26 protein-coding genes and 1 other RNA gene are annotated in these 26,663 nt (G+C 57.9%); 10 read left to right on the forward strand and 17 right to left on the reverse strand.

Annotation, left to right across the window (positions count from 1 at the left end; translation table 11 throughout):
* Positions 1-54: 54 nt before the first annotated feature.
* Positions 55-432, reverse strand: an RNA gene (gene rnpB, locus AU11_RS17710) — RNase P RNA component class A.
* A gap of 214 nt (positions 433-646) precedes the next feature.
* The gene (rsmI, locus tag AU11_RS06785) at positions 647-1,489 is read right to left on the reverse strand and encodes a 16S rRNA (cytidine(1402)-2'-O)-methyltransferase (protein WP_043317398.1); all 843 of its coding nucleotides are present in this window, start codon (positions 1,487-1,489) and stop codon (positions 647-649) included.
* 35 nt (positions 1,490-1,524) lie between these two features.
* On the opposite strand from rsmI, the gene AU11_RS06790 reads away from it, so the two are divergent.
* The 4 genes from AU11_RS06790 to AU11_RS06805 all read left to right on the forward strand — a co-directional run bounded on the left by AU11_RS06790 (position 1,525) and on the right by AU11_RS06805 (position 5,109).
* The gene (locus AU11_RS06790) at positions 1,525-3,426 is read left to right on the forward strand and encodes a penicillin-binding protein activator (protein ID WP_051687012.1); all 1,902 of its coding nucleotides are present in this window, start codon (positions 1,525-1,527) and stop codon (positions 3,424-3,426) included.
* An 85-nt stretch (positions 3,427-3,511) separates the two neighbouring features.
* Complete coding sequence (locus AU11_RS06795; RefSeq protein ID WP_043317399.1) at positions 3,512-3,871, forward strand: YraN family protein; 360 nt, start codon at positions 3,512-3,514, stop codon at positions 3,869-3,871.
* Positions 3,872-3,912: 41 nt separating this feature from the next.
* Positions 3,913-4,506 carry an SIS domain-containing protein gene (locus tag AU11_RS06800; protein ID WP_043317400.1) on the forward strand — a complete coding sequence of 198 codons (594 nt, stop codon included), beginning with the start codon at positions 3,913-3,915 and terminating at the stop codon, positions 4,504-4,506.
* Positions 4,507-4,509: 3 nt separating this feature from the next.
* Positions 4,510-5,109 (forward strand): BON domain-containing protein, encoded by a 600-nt coding sequence (locus tag AU11_RS06805; RefSeq protein WP_043317401.1) that lies wholly within the window; start codon positions 4,510-4,512, stop codon positions 5,107-5,109.
* An 80-nt stretch (positions 5,110-5,189) separates the two neighbouring features.
* Here the strand turns inward: AU11_RS06805 and AU11_RS06810 are convergent, their stop codons facing one another.
* The gene (locus AU11_RS06810; protein WP_043317404.1) at positions 5,190-6,380 is read right to left on the reverse strand and encodes an acetyl-CoA C-acyltransferase; all 1,191 of its coding nucleotides are present in this window, start codon (positions 6,378-6,380) and stop codon (positions 5,190-5,192) included.
* Positions 6,381-6,625: 245 nt separating this feature from the next.
* Here AU11_RS06810 and AU11_RS06815 point away from each other — a divergent pair, with 245 nt between their 5' ends.
* Together AU11_RS06815 and AU11_RS06820 are read left to right on the forward strand one after the other, a co-directional pair.
* Positions 6,626-7,222 (forward strand): LemA family protein, encoded by a 597-nt coding sequence (locus AU11_RS06815; RefSeq protein WP_043317405.1) that lies wholly within the window; start codon positions 6,626-6,628, stop codon positions 7,220-7,222.
* A gap of 19 nt (positions 7,223-7,241) precedes the next feature.
* Positions 7,242-9,299, forward strand: a complete 2,058-nt coding sequence (locus AU11_RS06820) for a M48 family metallopeptidase (protein WP_043317407.1) — start codon at positions 7,242-7,244, stop codon at positions 9,297-9,299.
* A 223-nt stretch (positions 9,300-9,522) separates the two neighbouring features.
* Here the strand turns inward: AU11_RS06820 and AU11_RS06825 are convergent, their stop codons facing one another.
* The 8 genes from AU11_RS06825 to zapE form a co-directional block, all read right to left on the reverse strand.
* Positions 9,523-10,143, reverse strand: coding sequence for a Yip1 family protein (locus AU11_RS06825; RefSeq protein WP_043317409.1), 621 nt, complete (start codon positions 10,141-10,143; stop codon positions 9,523-9,525).
* A 206-nt stretch (positions 10,144-10,349) separates the two neighbouring features.
* Positions 10,350-10,742, reverse strand: coding sequence for a ClpXP protease specificity-enhancing factor (locus AU11_RS06830; protein ID WP_043317410.1), 393 nt, complete (start codon positions 10,740-10,742; stop codon positions 10,350-10,352).
* 23 nt (positions 10,743-10,765) lie between these two features.
* Positions 10,766-11,395, reverse strand: a complete 630-nt coding sequence (locus AU11_RS06835) for a glutathione S-transferase N-terminal domain-containing protein (RefSeq protein ID WP_043317412.1) — start codon at positions 11,393-11,395, stop codon at positions 10,766-10,768.
* A gap of 124 nt (positions 11,396-11,519) precedes the next feature.
* A complete protein-coding gene (locus AU11_RS06840; RefSeq protein WP_043317414.1) occupies positions 11,520-13,721 on the reverse strand; it encodes a ubiquinol-cytochrome c reductase in 2,202 nt (733 codons plus the stop codon).
* Positions 13,718-14,317 carry a ubiquinol-cytochrome c reductase iron-sulfur subunit gene (petA, locus tag AU11_RS06845; protein WP_043317415.1) on the reverse strand — a complete coding sequence of 200 codons (600 nt, stop codon included), beginning with the start codon at positions 14,315-14,317 and terminating at the stop codon, positions 13,718-13,720. The genes AU11_RS06840 and petA overlap by 4 nt, the downstream gene beginning before the upstream one ends.
* Before the next feature lie 499 nt (positions 14,318-14,816).
* On the reverse strand, positions 14,817-15,209 hold the full coding sequence (rpsI, locus tag AU11_RS06855; protein WP_043317418.1) for a 30S ribosomal protein S9: 393 nt from the start codon (positions 15,207-15,209) through the stop codon (positions 14,817-14,819).
* 14 nt (positions 15,210-15,223) lie between these two features.
* Positions 15,224-15,652 (reverse strand): 50S ribosomal protein L13, encoded by a 429-nt coding sequence (rplM, locus tag AU11_RS06860; RefSeq protein WP_010132512.1) that lies wholly within the window; start codon positions 15,650-15,652, stop codon positions 15,224-15,226.
* A gap of 136 nt (positions 15,653-15,788) precedes the next feature.
* On the reverse strand, positions 15,789-16,880 hold the full coding sequence (gene zapE / locus AU11_RS06865) for a cell division protein ZapE (RefSeq protein ID WP_043317420.1): 1,092 nt from the start codon (positions 16,878-16,880) through the stop codon (positions 15,789-15,791).
* Between the two features lie 280 nt (positions 16,881-17,160).
* On the opposite strand from zapE, the gene AU11_RS06870 reads away from it, so the two are divergent.
* The gene (locus tag AU11_RS06870) at positions 17,161-17,631 is read left to right on the forward strand and encodes a YhcB family protein (RefSeq protein ID WP_043317423.1); all 471 of its coding nucleotides are present in this window, start codon (positions 17,161-17,163) and stop codon (positions 17,629-17,631) included.
* 127 nt (positions 17,632-17,758) lie between these two features.
* Here the strand turns inward: AU11_RS06870 and sat are convergent, their stop codons facing one another.
* Complete coding sequence (gene sat / locus AU11_RS06875; protein ID WP_197023779.1) at positions 17,759-18,949, reverse strand: sulfate adenylyltransferase; 1,191 nt, start codon at positions 18,947-18,949, stop codon at positions 17,759-17,761.
* Between the two features lie 170 nt (positions 18,950-19,119).
* On the opposite strand from sat, the gene AU11_RS06880 reads away from it, so the two are divergent.
* Together AU11_RS06880 and AU11_RS06885 are read left to right on the forward strand one after the other, a co-directional pair.
* Positions 19,120-20,286, forward strand: a complete 1,167-nt coding sequence (locus AU11_RS06880) for a S1C family serine protease (protein ID WP_231491663.1) — start codon at positions 19,120-19,122, stop codon at positions 20,284-20,286.
* Positions 20,287-20,318: 32 nt separating this feature from the next.
* Positions 20,319-20,810, forward strand: coding sequence for a nuclear transport factor 2 family protein (locus AU11_RS06885; RefSeq protein WP_231491665.1), 492 nt, complete (start codon positions 20,319-20,321; stop codon positions 20,808-20,810).
* Between the two features lie 28 nt (positions 20,811-20,838).
* Here AU11_RS06885 and hisD read toward each other — a convergent pair whose 3' ends face one another.
* The 5 genes from hisD to AU11_RS06910 form a co-directional block, all read right to left on the reverse strand.
* On the reverse strand, positions 20,839-22,155 hold the full coding sequence (gene hisD, locus AU11_RS06890; RefSeq protein WP_043317425.1) for a histidinol dehydrogenase: 1,317 nt from the start codon (positions 22,153-22,155) through the stop codon (positions 20,839-20,841).
* A 5-nt stretch (positions 22,156-22,160) separates the two neighbouring features.
* Positions 22,161-22,799: an ATP phosphoribosyltransferase gene (gene hisG / locus AU11_RS06895; protein ID WP_043317427.1), complete on the reverse strand. Its 639-nt coding sequence runs from the start codon at positions 22,797-22,799 to the stop codon at positions 22,161-22,163.
* A gap of 184 nt (positions 22,800-22,983) precedes the next feature.
* On the reverse strand, positions 22,984-24,246 hold the full coding sequence (gene murA / locus AU11_RS06900; protein WP_043317428.1) for a UDP-N-acetylglucosamine 1-carboxyvinyltransferase: 1,263 nt from the start codon (positions 24,244-24,246) through the stop codon (positions 22,984-22,986).
* A gap of 72 nt (positions 24,247-24,318) precedes the next feature.
* Positions 24,319-24,552 carry a BolA family protein gene (locus tag AU11_RS06905; protein WP_043317430.1) on the reverse strand — a complete coding sequence of 78 codons (234 nt, stop codon included), beginning with the start codon at positions 24,550-24,552 and terminating at the stop codon, positions 24,319-24,321.
* A 106-nt stretch (positions 24,553-24,658) separates the two neighbouring features.
* Positions 24,659-25,351, reverse strand: a complete 693-nt coding sequence (locus tag AU11_RS06910) for a phospholipid-binding protein MlaC (protein ID WP_231491667.1) — start codon at positions 25,349-25,351, stop codon at positions 24,659-24,661.
* Between the two features lie 304 nt (positions 25,352-25,655).
* Between AU11_RS06910 and AU11_RS06915 the strand changes: the two genes are divergently transcribed.
* On the forward strand, positions 25,656-26,627 hold the full coding sequence (locus AU11_RS06915) for a KpsF/GutQ family sugar-phosphate isomerase (protein ID WP_043317432.1): 972 nt from the start codon (positions 25,656-25,658) through the stop codon (positions 26,625-26,627).
* Positions 26,628-26,663 lie beyond the last annotated feature (36 nt).

The following is a 26,663-nucleotide window of genomic DNA, read 5'->3' on the forward strand; positions in this document are numbered from 1 at the left end:
AACACCGCCACCTGATTGAACCAGCAGCACAAATGCACCACTGCTACTAAGAATAAGTCGAGTCAGCCGATAAGCCGGGTTCTGTCGCGGACAATCATTCATCTGGGATGCCTGTCACCAGACACCTCAAGCGACCTACCCGCCCCCAGTGCGGGTCACACCTTTTAGCTTTCGCTATAGGGGGCCTATTTGGTCTTGCTCCGAACGGGGTTTACCGTGCCACGAACTGTTGCCAGTCGCGCGGTGCGCTCTTACCGCACCCTTTCACCCTTACCTGTGCTTCCGAAGAAGCCATCGGCGGTCTACTCTCTGCTGCACTTTCCGTAGGCTCGCGCCCCCCAGGCGTTACCTGGCGTCCCACCCTATGGAGCCCGGACTTTCCTCCATCTCATCGCCCGAAAGCGGTAAAACAGCGATTGTCTGGCTGACTCGGGCGCGAAGGTTAATGAGCACTGACTGAGGATGCAAGCCAAATCCCTTAACGACTTCGAAAAGAGCCTGTGGCGGCACCGCTACCGGGTATCGCCTTTTGAGACCTTCGAAAACAGGGATGTTTTCGCAGAGCCCCCAGGGATGGGTGCACGGCGTGTCTCAAAAGGCGATACCCGGTAGCAGTACCTTCGCATCCAAGCGCAGTCGCACCTCGCTACTTCTGCGACAGTGACCAGTTGTACAAAACCTTTTTATTCACCCCGGTGATCTCCGCGGCCACCGCTGCCGCCCGCTTGGGCGGCAATTCCGCCAACAGCAGCTTCATCACTCGCTCGGACTCACTATCCAATTCCGAGGCCTTCGCCGCCTCTGCACCGCGCACCAACAGCACAATCTCACCGCGCTGCTGATTGCTATCCGCCCTCACCCACTCAACCAGTTCAGCGAGCGGCAACAGCTGAATCGTCTCGAATGCCTTGGTCAGCTCTCGCGCAATCACCGCCTCGCGCTGCCCGCCGAAGCTGTCGACCATCGCCTCCAAGGTCTCCAGCACCCGGTGCGGGGCCTCGTAGAACACCATGGTGCGGGTTTCACCCGCCAGTGCAGAAAGCGCCTTTTCCCGAGCCAGGGATTTGGCAGGCAGGAAACCCTCGAAGGTAAAGCGGTCACTCGGTAGCCCCGCCGCAGACAGGGCAGCAACGAAAGCGCAGGGGCCGGGGATAGGCACGACCTGGAAGCCCTGCTCGCGGGCTTCGCGCACCAGGCGGTACCCCGGGTCGGAGATTAACGGGGTACCGGCGTCGGAGATCAAGGCGACAGTCTGCCCTTGGGCGAGCCGCTCGAGGATCTTTCCGGTACGAACGTCGTCCGAGTGGTCATGGTAGGCAACCAGCGGGGTTTCGATGGAAAAGTGGGAGAAAAGTCTCTGACTGTGACGGGTGTCTTCCGCCGCCACGAGATCCGCGGATTGTAGAACTTCAACGGCTCGCGGTACCATATCCGCCAAATTGCCAATGGGCGTCGCGACGATATAAAGCACCGCTGTATCAAGCCCCATAGTTCACTCCAGAATAAGTTTTGTGGGAGAAGAATATGTCCGCCCTTTCCCGGCGCATTCCTTTCATTTTAAATAGCCTGGCCGCAGGCACCCTGGCGCTGGCCCTGGCCGGCTGCCAGACCCCGAGCACCCGACCGGGAACGCAGATTCCGGCCGCTCCAGGCGATGCGCTCACTGCCAACCGCCAGAGCGCCATGCGCCTGATCGACGAGGCGCGACAGCTGCCATCCCCGGCGAAGGAGCAAACCCAGCTGCAGGCGGCCGCCATTCTATACGGATTGGGCGATAACGCGACGGTCAGACAGACTGCGAGCGATATCGACCCGGAGCAGCTTACCGATCCGGAATACGCCCAGTACGCGCATATTTACGGTAGTGCGCTGGCCGCCGACGACGAGTTTTTCACCGCCCTGGACCTGGTCAGTGCGCCGCGCCTGGAACAGTCCTGGTTCCAGATTCCCGCCACTACCGCCCTGCCCCTGCGCAATCTGCGTGCAGACCTGTGGAGCCTGATGGGAGACATCGACAGCGGAATCAAGGAGCGTCAACGCATCGCCGGTCTGCCCCTGGATGAGCAGACGACCTACACCAACAACAATGGCCTCTGGCAGCTGCTGACACAGCTCCCGTCCAAGGAATTGCGCCTGCGTGCGGAAGAGAGCCTGTCGCCAGAAATGCGAGCCTGGTATCAACTGGCACTCCTCGGGCGCGACACCCAGGCTGATATCAGCACCCAATTGAGTGCGCTCAGTCGCTGGCGCCAGCAATGGCCGACCCACACGGCGGTGCAGTACCCACCCCAGGCGCTGCAGCTACTTGAGAAACTGGCATCGCAGCCGGCGCAGAATGTCGCCCTGCTGCTGCCGTTGTCTGGTCCACTGGGTTCCGCGGGACACGCCATTCGCGACGGTTTTATGGCGGCCTACTACAGCGCACTGGATGCCGGCGCGCCAACGCCCCAGGTACAGGTTTACGACACCGGCACCGAGCAGCCGTTTGAAGAAATCTACCAGGCCGCCATCAATAACGGCGCACAGGCGATTGTTGGCCCACTGGACAAGAGCAAGGTTGCCAACCTGCTGGCCACGGAAAGCCTGCCGGTGCCCACCCTGGCACTCAACTACGGCGATGAAGGGCGCCTGACCGACGATCTGGTGCAGTTTGGCCTTGCGATCGAAGATGAGGCCCGGCAGGTCGCACAGCAGGCCTACCGCCAAGGACATCGCCAAGCGATGATTCTGGCTCCGGAGTCCGGTTGGGGGCAGCGCGGCCTGCAGGCATTTACCGAAGAGTGGAACCGCCTCGGTGGCAGTGTCAGCGTTAGCCGCAACTACAAAGACAGCACCAATTTCTCCCAGTTGGTAAGCGACGCCCTATTGATTCCGGAAAGTAAAGAGCGCGAGCGCGCCCTGCGTAGCAAACTGGCCACGCCGCTCAAATTCACCCCACGCCGCCGCGGTGATGTAGATATGCTGTTTGTGCTGGCGCAACCGCAACAGGCCCGCCAGATCAAACCCATGCTGTCGTTTTTCTATGCCGGTGAGTTACCGGTGTATTCCACCTCCCAGGTTTTCGCGGGAAATGTCGACCGCCAACGCGACCGGGATATCAATGGTGTGCGCTTTACCGCGCTACCGTGGCTGTTCGAAGACGACAACCAGACCAAGCAGAATATTGTGCGACAGGCGGCACCGGCCCCGGCGTTTGCGCGCCTCTACGCACTCGGCGCCGATGCTTTCCGCCTCTACCCACGACTGCCAATTCTGCGACAGTTCCCAGATCAACAGGTATATGGCTTGACCGGCGCCCTTAGCCTCACCGCGGATGGGCGTATCGTGCGGGAACAGATTTGGGCGAAAATCGACAAGGGGGCACCGGTGCCGATCACCACAAGCGAGGCCCCGCCGCGGCTCACCGACAACAGCGCGCGCAACTGAACCCTGATTATCTCGGCGTCCCGCCCTTTGGCGGGCACCCAATAAACACTGCTTTCCACGGAACAGGAAAGCCTGGAAAACGCGTATGGATACCACCAGTATTGGCACCCAAATGGAAGCGGAGGCGGAGCGGTTTTTGATTGCTGCGGGCCTGCGCATTGTGCAACGGAATTTTCGTGGCCGCTTCGGTGAGATTGATCTGATCGCGCGCGATGGCAATATGCTGGTTTTTGTGGAGGTACGCTTTCGACGTAACCGGATATTTGGCGGAGCAGGAATGTCCGTTGACCAACGCAAGCAGCGCAAGCTGCTGCTTACCGCCAACAGCTACCTGCAACTGCGCAAGCTGGATTGCCCATGCCGCTTTGATGTCATCAGTATCGAGCAGGAAGGGCCCGGTAAACAGCTGAAACTGGACTGGATACAAAACGCCTTCGGGCAATAAGCTCACCCCCGTTAGTTCACCCACAGGAAAAAACAGAGTACATGGAACAGAGAGTGGTAACGCTGTTTCACCACAGCATTGAAGCAACCATGAATGCGGGTGAACTTTTGGCACCTTACATTGCCGAAGCGAGCGAAATGATCGTGCATACGCTGTTGGCAGAAAACAAGCTCCTGATCTGTGGCAACGGGTTGAGCGGCGCTCTGGCACAGAGCTTTTCCGCACAGCTGATGGGCGGTTTCGAGCGCGAGCGCCCGGGGCTGCCCGCCATTGCCTTGAATGGAGATGCCGTCACCACCAGTACTGTCGCACGCAAACATGGCCGCGCCGAGTCCTACGCGCGCCAGATACGCGCATTGGGGCAACCGGGCGATTTACTGGTGATCATCAGCACAGACGGCCAGGACTCCAATCTGGTCCAGGCAATCCGCGCCGCTCACGACCGGGATATGGGCGTACTCGCTCTGACCGGAGGAGAAGGCGACAGCGACTGTACCGCTCTGCTCGATGTGCACGATATTGAATTGCGCGTACCCTCTCCGGTGGCACCGGAAGTGCACCAGGTACACCTACTGATTCTGTTCTGCCTGTGCGACCTGATAGACAGCAGCCTGTTTGGCGGATTCGAGGAGTAATCCATGCAACCGAGCATCAATAAGAAAGTTTTCACCTCACTGAAGCTGGCCCTGGCCGGCGGTTTACTGGCGGCCCTGAGTGGTTGTGCCACGGTACTGGACGCCACCCACGACGGCCCCATCCAGCCCGATCCCGGCGAACGCAGTTTCGGTACCTATATCGATGACCAGCAGCTGGAAACCATCACCAAGGTCAACCTACGCAAGGCACACCCGGAACTGAAAGAGGCCAATATCGACGTCACCAGCTTCAACGGTGTGATTCTGCTCACCGGCCAGGTTTCCGATAACGAACTTCGCAACCTGGCCGGCCGCACCGCCCAACAAGTTCACTCGGTGCGTCAGGTCTACAACGAAATTCAGGTGCGCGGTACTACCTCGGTACTGGCACGCACCAGCGATACCTGGCTGACCACCAAGGTGAAAAGCGTGCTGCTGACCGATAAGGAAATTGACAGTGGTCGCATCAAGGTAGTGACGGAAAACGGGGTCGTTTATCTGATGGGACTGCTTACCCGGCAGGAGGCTGAGAATGCTGCAGAGAAAACCCGTACCGTTGGCGGGGTGCAGAAAGTTGTAAAAGCCGTGGAATATATCGACTGACTTCCCCCCTGCATAGCAACAAAAAAACGGAGGCAATGCCTCCGTTTTTGGTTACACCAGACAAATATATTATCAGGGGGTTACGGGCGTTCGATCGCGATCGCCGTGGCCTCACCACCACCGATACACAGGCTGGCCACGCCTTTTTTCAGGTCGCGATTTTCCAGCGCTGCCAGCAGGGTAACAATCACTCGAGCCCCGCTAGCCCCCAGCGGATGCCCCAACGCGCAGGCGCCACCGTTAACATTGACCTTGTCATGGGCAAGGTCCAGCTCTTTCATGGCCGCCATGGTGACAACGGCAAATGCTTCATTGATTTCATACAGATCGACATCCGCCGCACTCCAGCCGGTCTTATCCAGGAGGCTGTTCATCGCCGATACCGGTGCCGTGGTAAACCACTCCGGCGCATGGGCGAACTGGCTCTGACCGCGCAATACGGCAAGTGTCTTGATACCACGGGCCTTGGCTTCACTCTCACGCATCAGCACCAGAGCGGCGGCGCCATCGGAAATCGAACTGGCGTTGGCCGCAGTGACGGTACCGTCTTTCCGAAACGCCGGCCGCAGCTGGGGAATCTTGTCCGGGCGGGCGCTACCTGGCCCTTCGTCCACGGACACTTCATGGTCACCTTTGCGGGTGCTCACGGTGACCGGAGAAATTTCTCGCTCGAATGCACCGGATGCGATGGCGGCATTGGCACGGGCAAGCGACTCGATGGCAAAGGCGTCCTGCGCTTCCCGGGTAAAGCCATACTTATCGGCGGTACTCTCGGCAAAATTGCCCATCAATTGGCCGTCGTACGCGTTTTCCAGACCATCGGTAAACATATGATCGAGCACCTCCCCGTGCCCGAGGCGCATACCCCCACGCGCTTTGGGCAGCAAATATGGCGCATTGCTCATGCTTTCCATACCACCTGCCACAACCACTTTGGCATCACCAGCAAGCAGGGCGTCACGCGCCATCATCACCGTCTTCATCCCTGAGCCGCAAACCTTGTTGACGGTAGTGGTCGGCGTACTCTCCGGAATACCAGCGCCCAGCGAGGCCTGACGCGCAGGAGCCTGCCCAAGCCCCGCCGGCAGCACACACCCGAGTAAAACTTCATCCACATCCGCCACATCCACTCCGGCGTCAGCAAGGGCACCGCGAATCGCCACCGCGCCCAGCTCCGGGGCACTCAGGCCAGATAAAGCACCCTGCATGGCCCCCATTGGGGTACGGGAGATACCTACGATGACTACAGGGTCTTTTGATTGCTCGCTCATGCTGTTTTCTCTCCATATTTAACGGAAACCGCCGCAAATGGCTGACCAATATTGCGTCAAGTCCTGATTTGGTGGTGAATTATAACCCAGACACCCGGTGAGATTACCATCCACCCTTCGTTGTATTGCTCATGGTAGTATCAGGCGCAATGGTGGAATAAACCGATAAAGATCAATCGCACTGACCGATCTGCCAATCGCGGATTCCACCGGCTTTAGCACTACAAACTGGAAACCGGGACCCTATGGAAATTTCGACCATCATCTGGCTTGTGATCATCGCCGCTCTGATACTGTACGTCATCAGTATTTACAACAAGCTGGTATCACTGAAACACCGATATGAAAATGCCTTTGCACAGATCGAAGTCCAGCTAAAACGCCGCTACGACCTGATCCCCAATCTGGTGGAATCTGCCCGCGGCTACCTCAAGCATGAGCGCGAGACCCTCGAAGCGGTCATTGCGGCCCGCAACTCCGCCCTTGCTGGCCTGAAAGCGGCGGCAAACAACCCCGGCAGCGCGTCTGCGATTGCGGATCTTGGGAATGCCGAAGGGCTGCTCAGCAACGTGCTTGGGCGGCTCAACGTAGTGATGGAAGCCTACCCGGACCTCAAAGCCAACCAGACCATCCAGCAGGTCATGGAGGAGCTGACCAGTACCGAGAACAAGGTGGCCTTCGCCCGCCAGGCATTCAATGATGGGGTCACCACCTACAACATCTTCCGCCAGAGCTTCCCGCCCGTGTTTTTTGCCGGCTTTTTCGGTCACCGTGAGAATGGCGAACTTCTGGAGTTTGCGGACTCCGAGGTTATACAGGCCGCCCCACGGGTAGAATTCTGAGCCGGGACCGGTAACACCAATGAACTTTTTTGAGTATCAGGATCGCGCCAGACGTAACAGCACCCTGCTGATCGCACTGTTTTTTGCCGCGATCATCGGGCTGGTTGCTGTCACGACCCTGTTCGTGGCATTTCTTACCAGCTATTCCGACCTGCGCGACCCATCCACCGAGACATCGCTCATGACGATGCTCAGCAGTCTCGGCTGGGACACTATCGCCGGTATTGCGATCACCATTACTGCAATTATCGGTCTCGCCAGCCTGTTTCGGTTGCGCCAGCTCTCCGCTGGAGGCCAGGCCGTTGCGGAATCTCTCGGTGGACGCAAAATCAACATTTCCCCGGCAAATCCCGCAGAGCAGCGAGCGCTCAATGTCGTAGAAGAGATGGCACTGGCGTCGGGCACCCCGGTGCCGGATGTCTATATCCTCGATGACAACGGGATTAATGCCTTTGCCGCAGGTTATGCCCAGGGCGACGCCGTCATTGGTCTCACCCGAGGCTGTATAGAACAACTGAACCGCGATGAGCTGCAGGGTGTGGTCGCCCACGAGTTCAGCCACATATTCAATGGCGACATGCGCATGAATATCCGTATCGTCGGCCTTCTTCACGGAATCCTCGTGATCGGCCTGCTGGGCAGCTGGCTGCTGCGGGGCAGCTACTGGAGCAGCGGGCGAGATAATCGGGGGCGGGCAGCCCTGTTTGGCATCGGCGCCGGGCTGGTGGTCATAGGCTATACCGGCACTTTCTTTGGCAACCTGATCAAATCGGCAGTGAGCCGCCAGCGCGAGTACCTGGCGGACGCGTCCGCAGTACAGTTCACCCGCAATAGTCAGGGTATCGCTGGCGCGCTGAAAAAGATTGGCCAGCACGCCGGTGGCTCTCGCCTGCAGGCCGCCAATGCCAGTGAATTCAGCCATATGTACTTCGCCAGCGGGTTGAAAAACAGCCTGCTCGGCCTGTTTGCCACCCACCCCCCACTCAATGCCCGAATCACCCGTCTGGACCCGCAATGGAGCGGGAGCGGCGAAACAAGTCCCCCAGGGGAGCTCCCGGCATCTTCAGGTAGCAACGCGGCGTCTGTGCAAGCATCCCAGATACATGCAGGCACAGGCAGCCCGGGTGACGAGAACTACCAGACCCGACTCGAAAAAGTCCTCGAAGTCGTGGATAACAACATTGCCCAGCCCACACACCAGCAACACCTGCTGGGTCAGGCCATACTGGCAGATATTCCATCACCATTGAAAACTGCCGCGCACGATCCATTTTCCGCGCGCGCGCTGGTGTATGGCCTGCTACTGGACAACCGAAGCAATGGTGGCGCGATGCAGGAGCGGAACGATGCGGAGTCTTCGGAAACCGGTCACCGGGAGAAGCAACTCACCCTGCTCACCGAGATTGCCCACCCGGCCGTTCTGCGAGAATTCAACAAGCTGGCGCCACTCCTTTCCAGCACACCACAGCACTATCGCCTGCCGTTGATTGACCTGTGCATCCCGGCTCTCAAGTCCCTTGCGCCGCAACAGTTTCAGATATTCAAACGCAACGTCATCAAACTGCTGCGTGCCGATGGCAAGGTGGAAATCTGGGAGTGGGCTCTTTACCGCGTGCTCATGCACGGCCTGGAGGCGAACCCAGACCGCCACCGCGCGCTGGGCAGCCGAAAGGGGAACAGCCAGGCCATCGCAGATGCGCAACAGTTTCTGCTGGCCACCATGGCACACGCGGACTGCGACAATTATCTGAACGCGAAACGTGCGTTCGAAGCGGGCACTCGTGCGCTGGGGCTGCCTGCGGCCCCTCTGCCCGCCAGGACCGATATTACCCTACAGCGCCTGGACAAGGCGGTGGCCATTGCGCGGGATATCTCACCACTGCAAAAGCCCCGGCTGCTCAAGGCCCTGGCTACAACTCTGGCCCACGATGGCGTGATTGGCGGAGGTGAAGTGGAGTTGCTCAGGGCCATTGCCGATTGCCTGGATTGCCCGATGCCCCCTGTTCCCGGCAGCCACGATCCGATCTCGCCCCAGGCGAGTGTTGCCTCGCCCAGAGAAACAGCCACGGTCAACTGATCGGCCAAGGCCACAATATCCATAAAAGTGAAAGCCGGCATAAATGCCGATTGCTGTTCACTTAACGTAGCCGAGGGCGAAGGTGACGATACCGGGTGTGGTCCTTTGAGACCTTCACCGCCAGGGATGGCGGTGCGGAGCCCCCAGGGATGGGTTACCGGGGGCGCCTAGCTCGTGCCTCACAAGACCGCACACGGTAGCGGTGCTGGAACTGAGCCACGAACTAATAGTGATGCTGATAGACCGGACCGACCCCCATGGTCCAGATGATCACAGAGCAGATCATGATCGTGACCATTCCCACCAGGCCGATGGTCAGCACCGCACTGGCGTAAAGGAATGCACGCTCCTTACTCATATTCATCAGGATGGGGATACCCTCATAGAGCAGATAAACGGAATAAATGGCCGCCAGCCCCATTACTGTCACCACCAGCCACAGATGGGGATAAATCATCACAATCCCCGACAGAAGCACCGGCGTAGTCACAAATACAGCGAGCGCGGTGCCTTCATAGTGACGAGTGGGCTCATCGCCTTCAACACCGTAGGCTTTGGCCATCCAGTTGATAAACTCTCCAACCAGATAAATCCCGATCAATAGCGCTAGATAAGTCACGATCGCCAGGCTACCGGCACTCGCTGGTGTCAGCTTGGACACGTGCCCGCCCAGTTCGAAGCCCACCTGAGTCACACCGATATAACCGGCAATACAGGGAATCAACGCCAGGATAGGTACATGACTGAGAAAAACCTGCAGAAACGAGTGCTTGTCCGCGCGAATGGACTGCCACTCTTTATCCGGATTGGTAAATATGCCAATGGTATGGCTGAGTAATTTCACTTGGGGTCCTCCTGTATACCGCTTGTTTGCAGTATCGGAAGGGCCGGGTCAATTCACCAATGAATAACAGGATTCTGGCGTCAATTTTTACGCCAGCAGATCAAATGCGCCAAAAAGGTGATGAAAAGAGCAACAACGGAGGGGAGAAGAGCGAAGCGCCGGCCGCCGGCTCGTCACAGAGCTTTTGGCCAGCATCGACGTTTGCACTACTTGACGACGCGCAAGGCCGGCTTCTTAGAGGGCTTTTTAAGGGTGGTTGGCGGTGTGGGCTCCGGTGGCTCCGGAGTTTCCTCTGGCTCAAACACCATTCCCTGACCATTCTCGCGGGCATAGATCCCGACCACCGCACCCACCGGCACCTGAATATCGGTAGGCACTCCACCAAAACGCGCATTAAAGCGGATCGCGTAATTGTCCATAGTAAGACCCATCACCGCGGTTTCCGACACATTCAGCACAATCTGACCATCTTCATTAACGTGCTGCTGGGGTACCAGAACGCCGTTCAGGTGAGTATCCACCAGTAGATAGGGAGTGCACTTGTTGTCGGTAATCCACTCGTAAAACGCCCGCAACAGATACGGGCGGTTGGACGTCATTGGCGGTTTATTCAATCAGCACCTCAGGCGCGCATTTCGCGTTCGTACTCGGTCAGGCTCTGCTGGAAGGCTTCGCGCGCGAACAGGCGATCCATATAGTCCAACAGGGGTTTGGCCTGCTTGGTCTTCGGCAGGGCAATTTCAAGCTGATCCAGACGCCAAAGCAGCGGCGCCATGCAGCAGTCCACCAGTGAGAACTCTTCGTTGAAGAAGTACGGCAGGTCCGTAAACATTGGCGCAATGCCTACAAAGCTGTCGCGCAGGTCTTTGCGAGCGGCGGCAACATCTTTGCCACCAGCCAGAATCTTATCCACCAGCGGGCACCAGTCACGCTCGATCCGGTGCATGATCTGGCGGCTCTGCGCGCGCGCAACCGGGTACACCGGCAACAGCGGGGGATGCGGGAAACGCTCGTCCAGGTACTCCATCATGACCTTGGTCTCAAACAGCACCAGGTCGCGATCCACCAGGGTCGGCAGGGAGTTATACGGGTTGAGGTCGGCGAGTTCCGCCGGCTTATCATCGGGGTCGACGTCGATGATCTCTACGGAAACACCTTTTTCCGCCAGCACGATACGTACCCGATGGCTGAAGTGACAACGACCGTCGGAAAAGAAGGTCATGGAGGAGCGCTTGTTGGTCGGCACACCCATTATGGAACTACCTCAATCTACTGGCCGGAACGATTCCGGGCCAACTATTCAAAACGGAAAACGGGCGGCGGGCTGATACCGGTAAACCGGCGGCCCACCACCCGGAAATGTCACAGGCTTACGTTTAGTGGTGCACGTCTTTCCAGTATTCGCGGTTCAGCAACCAGGCGAAAATAAAGAACACCAAAATAAACGCCAGCACGTAAAAGCCGATACGCTTGCGGGTTTCCGCCATCGGCTCGGCAATGTACTCCATGAAGTTGACCAGATCATAGACGGCCTGATCATACTCCACATCGGTCATGGAGCCCTTTACGCTACCCACCTTCAGGCTGCCACAGTTGGCATCCATAATCGGATTGCCCATCTCATCGCGCACCACCTTGCCGTGATCGCGCTTGGGCCCGGGGGCGCACTCCGGCAGCCCCTGCAGTTCCATCAGCACATGGGGCATACCGACATTCGGAAATACTTTGTTGTTTACACCCAGAGGACGGCTGTCGTCTTTGTAAAAGCTACGCAGGTAAGTGTACAGCCATTCGGGCGAACGGGCGCGAGCCACCAGGGTCAGATCCGGCGGAGTGGCGCCAAACCAGACTTTCGAGTCCTCGGGTTTCATGGCGATCTGCATCAGATCGCCAATCTTGTCGTCCCCCAGCACCAGATTCTGCAGCATCAGTTCATTGGGAATACCCAAGTCTGTCGCCACCCGCTCCCAGCGGGAGAAGTTGGCACTGTGACAGCCCATGCAGTAATTGACGAAGTATTTGGCTCCGCGCTGCAGTGATGGTTTGTCGGTCAGGTCAGTCTTGATGTAATCCAGTTCAACAGAACTCTCCGCGCCCACCGCCTTGATGGGAACAAAGGTCAGCAGCAGCACAGAGATAATACCGGTCATCAGCAGGATGAACGACTTGGTGCTGGACGGGCTGGTAACACGCTCCGGCTCCGGATGCACCACATCACGGCTGGTCAGCCACGGCAGTACCGCAAAGAACACCGCAAACACCATGGACATGGCGAACACAAACAGGCTCGCTTTGAAATTGACCACAGCCATCCACAGGAACAGGAAGCCGAAAGCTCCACTCACAATCCAGGACGCCAGGCCTTTTCGGGTGGTCGGATTGGTCCAGATCGGCATAGTCACGAAGAACGCAAAATAGAACAGGGTTGCCACCTGGGCCAGGAAGTTACGCCCCGGTGTTGGAGATTTCACACCCAGGTAGCCCAGGATAATGAAGATCGCCGCAAACACCATCAGCAGCACTTTTGGCAGCCAGCCCTTGTAGCGGATGGAGCGCACCGGGCTCTTGTCGAGCCAGGGCAGCACGAACAGAACCGCGATCGCCGCACCCATGGCCACCAGGCCGAGGAACTTCGCGGTCAGCGGACCAATATCAATGGTCACCGCGCGCAGAACCGCGTAGAAAGGAGTGAAGTACCACACCGGCGCGATGTGCTCCGGGGTTTTCAGCGGGTTCGCTTCCTCAAAGTTGGCGTACTCAAGGAAGAAACCACCCATCTCCGGGAAGAAGAACACCACCACACAGAAAGCGAACAGGAATACCGCTACACCCACCAGATCGTGCACGGTGTAATAGGGGTGGAAGGCAACGCCGTCCAGCGGTACACCGTTTTCATCTTTGTTCTTTTTGATCTCGATGCCGTCGGGGTTATTGGAACCCACTTCGTGCAGCGCCAGGATGTGCAACACAACCAGCAGCACCAGCACCAGCGGCAGCGCGATCACGTGCAGGGAGAAGAACCGCGTGAGGGTAATACCGGAAATCAGGTAGTCACCGCGAATCCACTGCACCAGGTCTTCTCCCACCACAGGAATAGCACCAAACAGAGATACGATTACCTGTGCACCCCAGTAAGACATCTGTCCCCAGGGCAATACGTACCCCATAAAGGCTTCTGCCATCAGCACCAGGTAGATACACATACCGAATATCCACACCAGCTCACGGGGCGGCTTGTAGGAGCCGTACATGAGGCCCCGGAACATGTGCAGGTAAACCACCACGAAAAAGGCAGAGGCGCCGGTGGAGTGCAGGTAGCGAATTATCCACCCCATTTCCACATCGCGCATGATGTATTCCACAGAGGCAAATGCACCGTCTGCAGTGGGTGAATAGCTCATGACCAGCCAGATACCGGTCAGCAGCTGGTTCACCAGAACCAGCATGGAGAGCACGCCAAAGAAATACCACAGGTTAAAATTCTTGGGCGCGTAGTATTTACCCATATGGGTATCCCACGCGCGATAGATCGGCAGTCGCTGGTCGACCCAGTCCCCCAGTGCGGTTAGCCAGTTCATGCGCTGCCCTCCTGATCCACGCCGATTACGATTACGTCATCCCCTTCATAGGAATAGGGAGGTACTTCCAGGTTATACGGCGCGGGTACACCGGTATATACACGTCCGGCCAGGTCGTACTTGGAACCGTGACAGGCACAGAAGAAGCCGCCCTGCCACTGATCGCCGCCCAAGTCGGCAGTGCCCACTTCAGGGCGATACATGGGCGCGCAGCCCAAGTGGGTACACAGACCGACCAGCACCAGAATCTGCGGTTTGATCGCTCGGTTTTCCGGATTCACGTAGGCGGGCTGAGTAGATTGTTCAGAATTGGGATCGCGCAGATACGGATCCACTTTGACAAGGTTGTCCAGTACTTCCTGGGTGCGGCGAACCACATACACAGGCTTGCCACGCCACTCGACGGTGACCATCTGGCCCGGCTCCAGCTTGGCAATATTGTACTTAACTGGCGCGCCGGCGGCTTTCGCCTTGGCACTCGGATTCCAGGAGGCGACAAAAGGTACAGCGACTCCCACCGCTCCGGCACCACCTACAACGGAGGTAGCAGCGGTCAGGAATCGACGACGCCCCACATTTACACCGTCATCACTCATGACGTAGATCTCCCATCACAGCGCCCCGTAACCTGCAAATACACAGCTCCGAGACTGACTGGCCCAAACCCAAAATTCCGGGAAACCTCTGCCAAGTATCCAAAAGCCACCCATTGCGGTAATCCAGGGTTAACCGCAATTCGGTAGCAACGGTGCAGCCTCAGTGGCCAAAAACCAGAGAGAACAGAGCACCCGCGCAACAACAGCAAGAGCCTATTGCCGCGAAATCAGAGACTTAAACAGAAACTCCCCTACAACTGGCCCGCTCGCCTGACCCGAAAACAAATTGGCCAAACCCCATGTGCAAGCGGATAGAAATTCGCGCAATGTTAAAGAAAATGCCAAATCGATACAAGGCGAATGCCGGAGCGAACGTCGGCAATCTCGCGGCGAACTGGCGGGATTTTAAACAGATCACAAAACGCGCACCGACGTACAACCAGAGGTGCAGGCAAAAAAAAGCCCGGCATTTGCCGGGCCAGAAAAAAGTAATTCTCGCTTAACGCTTGGAGAATTGCGGCTTCTTACGCGCTTTACGCAAGCCGACTTTCTTACGCTCGACAGCACGAGCGTCACGCGTTACATAACCAGCCGCACGCAGCGGCTGACGCAGAGACTCGTCGTACTGCATCAGCGCACGGGTCAGACCGTGACGGATCGCACCCGCCTGACCGAAGGAACCACCGCCCTTCACAGTTACGTTGATGTCGAATTTCTCGACCATGTCGACCATTTCCAGCGGCTGACGCACGATCATGCGTGCCACTTCGCGGCCGAAGTATTCGTCCAGGGAACGACCATTAACGCTGATTTTACCCTCACCCTGCGCGATGAATACGCGAGCGGTGGAGGTCTTGCGGCGGCCGGTACCGTAGTATTGAGTAGTTGCCATGAGAATGATTCCGTTTAGATCGACAGTTCAATCGGCTGCTGGGCCGCGTGAGGATGTTCGCTACCCTTGTACACCTTCAGTTTCTTGAACATGGCGCGACCCAGAGGGCCTTTGGGGAGCATGCCTTTCACAGCACTTTGGATGGTGCGCTCAGGCGCCTTGTCGATCAACTTCTCAAAGCTGATGGATTTAAGACCACCAGGGTAGCCAGAGTGGCTATGGTAGATCTTGTCTTTGGCCTTGTTGCCGGTCACGCGGACCTTTTCGGCGTTGATTACTACGATGTAGTCACCGGTGTCCACGTGGGGCGTGTATTCAGGCTTGTGCTTGCCGCGCAGGCGGTGAGCAATCTCGGCGGAAATACGGCCGAGAGTCTTGTCCGCAGCGTCAACAATGTACCAGTCGCGAGTGACCGCTTCCGGCTTGGCACTGTAAGTCTTCATGTTATAAAACACCTGTATATGGCTCCCGAAATGGGGGCCGTCCCACGAAAAGAGCGCGAATACTACATAAGCGCCATGGGCTTTTCAAGCAGAAAATTGAGCAACTTGTGAACAGCCCACTGCGGCCATCCGGACCTCAATCCACCCGGTGCTGTCGCGCCAGATACTCCCGGGACTGCATCTCTTGCAGACGACTGACGGTGCGCTGGAACTCGAAGCGCAAGTGACGGCCGCCGTACAGTGACTCCGCAGGCTCCTCTGCAGAGATCACCAGGTTGACGCAACGGTCATAGAACTCATCGATCAGATTGATGAAGCGCCGCGCCTGACTCTCGGTGCGCTCGTCAAAACACGGCACATTGGCCAACAGTACCGTGTGGAACTCCCGCGCCAGCTCGATGTAATCGTTCTGGGAGCGTGGCCCATCACACAGTTCGGCAAATTCAAACCAGGCCACATCGTCAGACACCCTGGAGGCAACGATCGGACGCCCCTCAATATCCAAAGCGACCTGCTCGCGAATCTCCGCCCCTTCCACCATCAGGCTATTAAAGGAACGGGCGAGACTGGCATCCGCGTCGGCATCCAGCGGGTGATGATAAAGCTCGGCCATTTCCAGCGCCCGCAGCCGATAGTCCACCCCGTTATCCACATTGACCACCTTGGTATGCTCAAGCAGCAGATCAATGGCCGGCAGGAAACGTGCCCGCTGTAGCCCATCTTTATATAACCCCTCAGGGATAATATTGGATGTGGCCACCAGCGTGACCCCGCGCTGGAACAGCGCCTCTAGCAGATTGGCAAGAATCATGGCATCGGTAATATCCGAGACGAAGAATTCGTCAAAGCAGAGCACCCGGGCGCGTTCGGCAATGCGGTCGGCCACCTTTTCCAGAGGATTTTTCTCCCCCGCCAGGCTTTTCAGCTGGCGGTGCACTTCACGCATAAAGCGATGAAAGTGGGTGCGCTGCTTGCGCTCGAACGGCAGCGCCTCATAAAAGGCATCCATCAGATAGGTTTTGCCGCGCCCCACCCCACCCCAGAAATACAGCCCGGTTTCCGGCGCTCCGTCTTTTTTCCACAGGCGACGCAGGCCGCTGAGAAAACCACCACTGCTATGCGCCGCCAGCAGACGCTGGTAGAGATCCTGCAACTCCTCAACCGCCGCCCGCTGCGCCGGATCTTCCACAAAATCCGGGCGCAGCAGGTCCCGCTCGTAGCGCTGCATGGGTGATAGAGGCGAGGATGCCAAGTTTGAGTCAATCTGGTGCTGATCCGTGACCATCTAATTGAAACCGTTCATAACATTTTGTGGCGACACCGCCAGGCGGGAACTGAGAAGTCGACCAACTGCCGATTGGCGCGCACTTTACCAAATCCATCACGCCTTGACACAAACCCCATGACATATGGGATCCGCAGGGCGCGTCGTGCGCGACGGAATTGCGTATAATAAGGTCACCGCCACGGATGGGCTGGTGCCACTTTTACTTTGAGGAGAATGTATCGTGCACTCAACTTCGGTTTTAATTCTGGTCGGCGTTATCGGCCTGGCCCTCGGAGCCCTGCTGGCCTTTCTGGCCACCCGCAGCCGCCAGAGCGTTGACCGCACCCAGGAACTGGAACTGCGACTGAAAGAAGCCAACAGTAAGCTCGAGGACTTCCAGCAGGAGGTTAATGAGCACTTCGACCAGACCTCACAGCTGGTGAACAATCTCACCCAGAGCTATCGCGAGGTGCACGAGTACCTGGCCAACAGCGCCATGCGCCTGTCCAGCCAGGATATCGGCCGCCAGATGCTGGAAGCCGGAAGCGGGCAGCTGAGCGACAACGACGAGAACCTGAGTGTACTCCCTCCCCGGGACTGGGCCCCCAAGGAGCCCGGAGCCAAAGGAACGCTGTCTGAAGAGTTCGGCCTGGAAAAGGAAGCGCAAGCCCCTGCGCCCGCACCGTCATCGGAGCCTGTGATCAATCGCTGATCTCGGCTGGCACACGAAAAAAGGCGGGGTAGCAACCCCGCCTTTTTTGTATACGCGCGCATCCTGACAAAGTACTGCGCGACCGCCAGCCGGATGCACACAGCCCCGGCCAGCCGCCACCATTGCCTTACAGGCTCTGGTAATAATCCATCAGAATCTGAGCCACTTCCGGACGAGAAAATTCCGGAGGCGGTGCAATACCATTCCCCAACATCTCACGCACCTTGGTGCCAGATAGAAGAATAAAGTCTTCTTTGGTGTGATCGGGCACATCGCGCATCATCACTACACGATTCAACTTCTTCGAGTAAGCGGTATGGTCCGCGCGGAAAATCTGAATCTCCAGCGCCCCTTCCGGCACCTTCTCATCGAAAATGGTCTGTGCATCGAAGGCACCGTAGTAGTCACCGACTCCAGCGTGGTCACGGCCGACGATCAGGTGGCTACAGCCACAGTTCTGGCGGAATACCGCGTGCAGCACCGCTTCGCGCGGGCCAGCGTAAAGCATGTCAAAACCGTAACCAGTCACCATTACGGTGTTTTTGGGGAAGTACTCTTCCACCATCTTGCGGATAGAGGCATCACGCACGTGGGCGGGGATATCACCGGGCTTCAGCTTGCCCAGCAGCATATGAATCAGTACGCCGTCGGCGTCCACCGCTTCGAGAGCCATTTTGCACAGCTCTTCGTGGGCACGGTGCATGGGGTTACGGGTCTGGAAGGCGACAACCTTGCTCCAACCGTGCTCCACAAACTCGTTGCGGATCTCGACCGCGGTGCGGAAGGTGTCCGGGAAGTCGGCCTGGAAGTAGCTGAAGTTCAGCACTTCAATGGAACCGGAGATCAGCTGGCGGCCGGCCGCCTTGAAGGTGGCCACACCCGGGTGCGCATCGTCCAGAGTGCCGAATACGTGCTCGGCAATGGTGTTCACCTGCTCGTCGGACACCGTCTCAATGGCATCTACGTCCATCACCGCCAACACCGGGTTACCCTCGACATTGGGATCGCGCAGGGCGATGCGCTTGGCGCCGGCAATGGCGGAAGCGTCTTCCACCATGTTCACTACCGGCACCGGCCAGAACAGACCGTCTACGGTACGCAGGGTTTCCGCAACACTCAGGGTATCCGCCAGGTTCATGTAGCCGTGCAGCGGGTTGAAGTAACCAGCACCCAGCATTACGGCATTGGCCGCAGCAGCAGAGCTAACCACGATGGACGGCAGGGATTCCGCTTCGTGGGCCAGCTGGTGATGGCGCTCGCTATCGTAAACAAAGCGGGGTTGCAGCTCGACACTGCCGTGTGGACGAACCAGGGACATAGACACTCCTGCGGTAGTTCTGGGAAAGAGAGTTCTGAGGAAAATTTTGAGCGCCACATTATACGGATAACCAGGCACACACCAAGCGCCGAGCGTGACCCGGGTTAGATCATCTGGTGAGGACACAAGAACCTAAAGACGTATAATGATCCCAAACCAAGGAGCCTCAGGTGTCATTACAACGATTTCTGCAAGACTGGGCGATTCCGGCCGCGATTGGCCTGGCGATGGCGGCCGCACTACTTTTCCTGTTTCCCCATTTGCGTGAAAGCACGGGAAGCGACACTCCTCGAGCCATCACCGCCCCAGAATCTTATGCCAGCGCGGTCAATCTGGCAGGGCCGGCGGTGGTAAACGTCTTCAGTAAACGGGCACTGCGCAACCACCCCCTTGCCAGCCATCCTCTGTTTCCCTACTACCTGAACAAAATGACCCCGCTGCAACGGGAACGCATGCAGCAGAACCTCGGCTCGGGCGTTATCGTCGATGAAGCGGGTTATGTGCTCACCAACTTTCACGTAATCTCCGGTGCCGAACAGATCGCTGTGGTGCTGGCCGACGGGCGTGAGGCCCGCGCACAACTGGTCGGGTCGGATGCAGATTTTGACCTGGCGGTACTCAAGATCGACCTCCCCAACCTCACCGCAATTGAAGTTGGCGACCCGGATAGAGCCCAGGTCGGCGACGTGGTGCTGGCCATCGGCAATCCGTTTGGCGTTGGGCAAACGGTGACCCAGGGCATCATCAGTGCAACCGGCAGGGACGTGGGCAATACCGGCGTCGGTGGTTACCTGCAAAATTTCCTGCAAACCGATGCGGCCATCAATCCGGGCAACTCCGGTGGCGCTCTGGTGGACTCCCGGGGTCGACTTCTCGGCATCAACACCACGTCGGTATTGAACCAAACCGGATTGAATCAGAGCGGCACCAGTGGCGGCATCAGCTTCGCGATTCCCGCTACCATCGCCCTCAAGGTCATGCAGGACCTTATCGAGTTTGGCCGGGTGGTACCCGGCTGGCTGGGGATTGAGGCACAGAACCTGAACCCCCTGCTGGCGCGCTCTTTCAATCTCGCCTCCACCGATGGCGTCATCGTCACAGCCATTTACAAGGAAGGGCCGGCGCATCAGGCAGGGCTAAAGCCAGGTGACGTCATCACCCATATCAACGCCACCCCGATCAATGATGGCAAACACGGCAATGCCGCCATGGCCACTCTGCGCCCGGGTGAAGTGGTAACCATTACCTACATTCGCGACGGCGAAACGCTGACCACCCGTGCAACGGTATCCGAACGCCCCCAGGCAGAACGCAACCAGGCACAGGAAGAAGGCTAGCCTCGCGCTTAACACCAGAGGAAAACGTGATCGTGCTATTAAAAGCTCTTGGCCTGAAAGCACTACTGATGCTGACACTGTTTCACCACAGCGCCGCCGCAGATGACCGCGAGACACTGGACAACCTCTTGAGTCAGTTTCTCACCGGTGCCGCAGATGATATCCAGGTACACGAGCGCTTCTGGGCCGACGACCTGATCTACACCAGCTCATCCGGTCAGCGCTTTGGCAAATCCACGATTATCGAAGGAATGGAAAAGGCGGAACAAAAGGAAGGGAACAAAGAGAAGAAAGCGGCTTCTGCTCCAATACGCTACCGTGCGGAAGACACCGATATCCGCGTGTTGGGCGAGACCGCTATCGTTGCGTTCCGGCTGATTGCAGAGCCGGCTCCGGGTGGTGACAAGCCGGCGGAGAAGATGGAGTTTTTTAACACCGGCACCTTCGTCAAACGCGATGGCGAGTGGCGGGCATTGGCCTGGCAAGCCACGAAAATCCCAGCGCCAGAGCCCGCCAACGGCTAATTTGTTCACGTCACTCTATCCGCGCGAATCAGTCCGCGTCTGGCCGCACCCGGTATTCTGCAGAGCGGGCGTGGGCGTCGAGCCCCTCCCCTTTCGCCAGGGTGGACGCTACCCGACCCAGAGTATCCGCTCCATCCGGCGAACAGAAAATGATCGAGCTGCGCTTCTGGAAATCGTAAACCCCAAGCGGCGAAGAGAAGCGCGCAGTGCCACTGGTAGGTAGCACGTGATTCGGCCCTGCACAATAATCCCCCAGCGCCTCTGCCGTATAACGACCGAGAAAGATGGCCCCGGCGTGGCGAATCTGCGGCAGATATTGCTCCGGATTATCCACAGAGACTTCCAGATGTTCCGGAGCTATCCGGTTGGAGACCTCAATCGCCTGCTCGATATCCCGCACCAGAATCAACGCGCCGCGATCGGCGATAGAGCGACTGGCAATGGCTTCCCGCGGCAGCTCAGCGAGCAGTTTCTGCAACGATACTTCCACTGCCTCCAAAAACTCCGCATCCGGGCTTAACAGGATTGACTGGGCCTGTTCGTCGTGTTCCGCCTGGGAGAGCAGGTCCATGGCAATCCAGTCCGGATCGGTTTTGCCGTCGCAGATTACCAGGATTTCCGAAGGTCCGGCGATCATATCGATGGCCACCTGACCGAAAACCGCGCGTTTCGCAGAGGCCACAAAAATATTGCCAGGCCCCACGATCTTATCGACACGAGCAATGGACTCTGTTCCATAAGCGAGCGCGGCCACAGCCTGAGCACCGCCAATGGTAAAAACCTTATCCACACCCGCAATGGCGGCCGCTGCCAGCACCAGATCACTAAGCTGGTTGTCTGGAGCCGGCACCACCATCAACACCTCCTCAACACCGGCTACCCGGGCGGGAATTGCGTTCATCAGAACCGAGGAAGGATAGCTGGCCTTGCCACCGGGCACGTAGATACCCACGCGCTCCATCGCGCTAATCTGCTGCCCCAACACCGTGCCGTCCGCCTCCTGGTACTGCCAGGAAGATTGCAGCTGATGCTCGTGATAGGCGCGCACACGTTCAGCGGCCGCCTCGAGGGCCGCACGCTTGTCTGCAGGAATTCGCGCCAGCGCTGTCTGCAGCTCCTCCGCCTGTAGGCAGAAATCCCGCGCCTGCCGCAAATCGCGACGATCAAAGCGATTGGTGTATTCGATTACCGCGGCGTCACCGCGGGATCTCACTTCGCGCAAGATATCCGCCACCGTCGCTTCGACACCAGGATCCGCGACGGACTCCCAGGCCAACAGGGCATCCAGCTCGGAAGAAAACTCGGAATTACCGGCATCCAGCCGGCGCACAGAAAAATCACCCATGGAAATTACCCTGCGCTCCGCGTACGCACCGCTTCAGCCAGCTGTTCAATCAACGCACTGATCGGACCATACTTCATTTTCATGGACGCCTTGTTGACGATGAGTCGACTACTGATGTCCGCAATCTGATCCCGCGCCTCCAGCCCATTGGCCTTGAGGGTGTTGCCGGTATCCACGATATCCACAATCTCATCCGCCAGATCCATCAACGGCGCCAGTTCCATAGCCCCGTACAGCTTGATGATGTCTGCCTGGCGCCCCTGAGCGGCGTAGTAGCGCTTGGCAGACTGTACAAACTTGGTGGCCACCTTGATGCGACCACTGGGGAGCGGGGCGCCCTTGATGCCCGCTGTCATCAGCCGGCAGCGGGCGATATTCAAGTCCAGGGGTTCATAGATATTACTGTCGTCATGTTCCAGCAGGTTATCTTTGCCCGCCACACCCATATCGGCAGCACCATGCTGCACATAGGTCGGTACGTCCGACCCACGCAGGATCAGCAGGCGTACATTTTCCTGATTGGTAGGGAAAATCAGTTTGCGACTCTTGGCAATATCCTCCGCCGGCTCCAGGCCAGCGGCCGCCAGTAGTGGCAGGGTTTCCTTGAGAATTCGGCCCTTGGTCAGGGCAATAGTGATCTGCATAGCGTTTATGGTTGTGTGATATCCGCCCGCTGTCTACGGGCCAAAATGTACGGGCATGCCCCAAATCCCCCGGGAGCTTATCGGCTCTTTACGAACCGCGCCAATACATATCCAGAATAGCGCTAGAAGGAAACGGGTGAACACCCGCTCCCGCTTTTGGCAAAAAATGAAGTAAAACCGTCAATCAGCCCGGTACACGGCGAATATTCGCCCCCAACTGCTGCAGTTTTTCCTCGATACACTCGTAGCCACGGTCAATATGGTAAATACGATCCACCATTGTGGTGCCCTCAGCCACCATTCCGGCGATGACCAGACTGGCAGAGGCGCGCAGGTCCGACGCCATCACCGGTGCACCTTTCAGCTTCTCTACACCAGTGACAATCGCCGTATTCCCCTCCAGCACAATATTCGCCCCCATGCGATTGAGCTCGTGCACCTGGATCAGACGGTTCTCGAAAATGGTCTCTACTACGGTTCCGGTGCCCTCCGCTACCGCATTCATGGCGGTAAACTGGGATTGCATATCTGTGGGAAACGCAGGGTACGGCGCGGTGCGGAAGCTCACCGCTTTGGGGCGATTGCCCTTCATATCCAGCTCGATCCAGTCGTCACCAATACTCAGGTGCGCGCCGGCCTCCTCAAACTTCACCAGCACAGCATCCAGAATGTCGGCGCGGGTATGAGTCAGGCGTACCTTACCGCGAGCGGCGGCGGCGGCAGCGAGGAAGGTTCCAGTCTCGATCCGGTCAGGCATGACCGAGAAGGTACACGGATGCAGACGCGGTACACCCTGCACACGAATGGTATCGGTACCGGCACCCTCGATCTCGGCCCCCATGGCGATGAGAAACTCCGCAAGGTCGACAATCTCAGGTTCCCGTGCGGCATTTTGCAATACGGTTGTGCCCTCTGCGAGCACAGCCGCCATCAGCAGGTTTTCGGTACCGCCCACGGTGACCTTTTCCATCACGATATCGGCACCCTTCAGGCGGCCATTACTGCGCGCACGGATAAAGCCTTCATCGATCGTGATTTCTGCACCCATGGCTTCCAGCCCCTTGAGGTGGATATCCACCGGGCGGCTACCGATGGCACAACCACCAGGAAATGACACGTTGGCGACCCCGTGGCGGGCCAGCAGCGGGCCCAGTACCAGGATGGACGCGCGCATGGTTTTCACCAACTCATAGGGAGCGGTGAGCTCATTCACCGAACGCGGATCAATCTCCACTCCCAGTTTTTCATCAATGGTGATCTCGGTTCCCATGCACCGCAACAGGGTAATCATGGTGGTGATATCGTTGAGGTGCGGCAGATTGTGGATCTGCACGGGGCCATCCGCCAACAGCGCCGCCGCCAGAATCGGCAGTGCAGAGTTCTTGGCTCCGGAAATTTTCAGGGTTCCGGAAATGGGGCTGCCCCCTTCGATAATCAGTTTATCCATTCGGTCTGGTATTCCTAAACGACGGTGCAAAAATCATTGAACGATCAAAAAAACCCCGGGAATCGGGCCCGGCTACTGGCCTGCTTCTTCCGGGGTAAGTGTTTTCATCTGCACCGCATGCAGGGTGCCATCGGCAATCTTGTCGGAAAGAGCGCCGTAAACCAGCTGCTGTTTCTTGAGGCGGCTGAGGCCATTGAACGCATCACTGACCACGGTGAGCTGCAAGTGACTGCCCTCAAACGCCACTTCTACCTGACTACCGGGAATTTGCCCTTCAATCAGGGACTTGATCTGATCTGGTTGCATAGGTGGGACTACTTATCGGCTAAAAAGAGCGCGCAAGTGTACTGGAATCACCACCGGTGCGCAGCCGCGATACCGCTGAGCACCGGCACATAACATCAACTTCGCATCAGTTGCCGGCAACCTTGTCCGCGGCGGACCAACCGGCAATCACCTTGTCGATATCCCCGTTATTGGCCTGCATCGCCTGGGAGAATTGGCCGCGGAAGGTTTTGCCCAGATTGACTCCGTTCAGAATCACATTGATCAACTTCCACTGGCCACTGCGGTTGCGCACCAGAGTGTAGGAGACTTTGGTCAAGCCTTCCTTGCTACGCACTTCCTGCAATACGTTGACGCGGTTTCCGCTGGGGGCCGAACCCGGGTTGATCACTTTCACATCCAGGTTGCCAAAGGTCGCCACGCCGCGGGCGAAGGTTGCCACCAGGTCGCGGCGGAACGTGCTGGCAAATTTGGCGCGCTGCGCCGGTGTTGCCTGCTTGGCGTAGCCACCCATCACCCCGCGGGCAATAAAATCGAAATCGACCACCGGTTCGAGCACGCGGTCTACCGCAGAATAGTAGCGCTGCGGGTTGGAATTGAGATTTTTGCCTTCGGTCCGGATAACGTTGAGCAACTGTCCGGAAACCCCCTCGATCATGCTATAGGGGTTTTGCGCTGCTGAAGCCATTGGAGCCAGAAAGCAAAGTGCAACAGCAGATACCCACAACGAGAATTTGCGCGCAAGTTTTGCGATAGCAGTAGCGGAATCTCTCCGCACACTGTGCGTAATAAAGGTAAAACGAGAAGTGAGTGCGCTCACAGATAATCTCCCATTGGCAATTCGTCCCTTGGATACCCACAGCGCCAAAAAGTGTCGTGGGACGCCGAAAAAATCATGCTGGCGGTCGTGGATCAGACAAAGCGTACTTCGCCCGGCCTCCACAGCTGACAATAGCGGCGGCAAACTATACCATGGCGGCCCTCCGGACAAGCGGCACTGGGTCACTTTGCATCGAGGCGCCGTTTTTTGAACCAGTATTAATAGGTTAGCACCTATATCCTCCCTGCACGCGGGTCCACCATAGTCGCCCGCGTTCCCAGGTGGGGCGAACACGAGACACACCATGGGTAAAGATCTGATTATCCAGGCCGGACGCCGTACCATCTCCATGGAAGCCGCCGCAGTTACGGCACTGGAGCCCCGCATTGGCGAAGATTTCCACCGCGCCTGCGAGCTGATTCTCAATTGCCCCGGGCGGGTGATCGTCTCCGGCATGGGCAAGTCCGGGCATGTGGGCCGCAAGATAGCCGCCACCCTGGCGAGCACCGGCACCCCCAGTTTTTTTGTCCATCCCGGTGAGGCCAGCCACGGCGACCTGGGCATGATCACGCGCCAGGATCTGGTAATCGCCATCTCAAATTCCGGTACCTCCGCCGAAGTGCTAACGCTGTTGCCGCTACTCAAGCGACTGGGTATTCCGCTAATCAGCATGACCGGCAAACCGGATTCGCCCCTGGCGCAGTCTGCCGACGTCAATCTTGATATCGCGGTAGAGACCGAGGCCTGCCCACTGAACCTGGCCCCGACCTCCTCCACCACCGTCACCCTGGTGATGGGTGACGCCCTCGCCGTTGCGCTGCTGGAGGCACGGGGCTTTACCGCCGAAGACTTTGCCTTTTCCCACCCCGGAGGCGCGCTCGGTCGGCAGCTGCTGCTGAAGGTGGAAGATGTGATGCACGCGGGGGATGAACTTCCGCAGGTCACCCCACAAACACCGCTCTCCAAGGCACTGCTGGAAATGACCAGCAAGGGCTTTGGCATGACCACCGTGGTGGATGATCGCGGCCAATTACTGGGTGTCTTTACCGACGGCGACCTGCGCCGGGTGATTGACCAGAGACTGGAAATGGATACCGCCACCATGGAACAGGTAATGAGCCGCCGCCCCAAGACAGTGAGTGCGCACACGCTCGCGGCGGAAGCACTGCGCATCATGGAAGACAACAAGATTACCGCACTGGTTGTGGAAGACCCGGAACACCACCCCATCGGCCTGCTGCACATGCACGACATACTGCGCGCCGGTGTAATCTGATCCCACAACCGAAGAATGCCACCACCAAAAGGAAAA

The organism is Microbulbifer sp. HZ11 (assembly GCF_000708675.1).
GTDB lineage: Bacteria > Pseudomonadota > Gammaproteobacteria > Pseudomonadales > Cellvibrionaceae > Microbulbifer.